The following is an 855-nucleotide window of genomic DNA, read 5'->3' as shown; positions in this document are numbered from 1 at the left end:
TTCGCCACGGTTACTATCACTGGCCCTACACCTGTATACGTGCAATTCACAATGAAACATGTCGGCGCCCGCCTGCGTATGGAATTTATTTGTAAAAAGGATATTCCTAATACTACCACCGTTCTTGAAGCCACGGCTGCTAATGTTGTCCCCGCAAGCATAGCCTATAATCCCACGACAAAGGCTTATACAACAACTAATGGAGCCATGATGCCAGCAACAAGCAATTTGCCAAGCACAGAAGTCAACCCTCCACTTTCACGTGGGGCCAGGATTATGCTTTTAAAACGACCAGTGATTACTTTTATTTCCTCCCCTCAACAGAAGTTTCAAATCTCAAATTCAGTTTCTCTGGAGCAAAAATCTTCTGGGAACCTATCACTGCCGCCCAAAAGTTGAACTTCGCTCTATCAATGCAGGCTAACAAATCATACCTTGTAAAGATCAAACTCAAACCTTTGTATACTTATTTGATGAGCGACGGCACTACCGGCCACTTCAAAGACACTACTTTCGGCGGCGGCAGTAAGACTCCGATAGCTGTAGTATTAGATAAAAATAATCGTATTGCCATTGCTTTGCATGATGCAGGCACTGCAACATCTTGGTGCCCCTATCCTGTGTGGTCAATACAAGCCAACACAAACACAGTTACAACAGCTCAAGATGCTTTGACTACTCACCCAACGAGTGGTTACGATGAGACATGGGATGCCAGCTATAGCACGAGTGCGGTTACAGGCAATAAAGTGAAAGGGTTAAATCCTAACTTTACAGCTTTTAAGTCTGCAGCCGACTACAATCCAGGCGTAGCCTATACCGGTTCGCCCGCTTTGAAATGGTTCTTACCGTCGT

At 45.0% G+C, this 855-nt stretch carries 2 pseudogenes; both read left to right on the top strand.

Features of this window, described 5'->3' with window-relative positions:
* Positions 1-399: pseudogene (locus tag JCM12259_RS16650) on the top strand (hypothetical protein); the annotation flags it as partial.
* Between the two features lie 14 nt (positions 400-413).
* A pseudogene (locus JCM12259_RS12815) lies at positions 414-855 on the top strand (hypothetical protein); the annotation flags it as partial.

Source organism: Hoylesella enoeca JCM 12259, from assembly GCF_000613405.1.
Lineage (GTDB): Bacteria > Bacteroidota > Bacteroidia > Bacteroidales > Bacteroidaceae > Prevotella > Prevotella enoeca.
The sequence above is the reverse complement of the archived record's forward strand: the minus strand, read 5'-3'. Positions and strand labels throughout refer to the sequence as shown.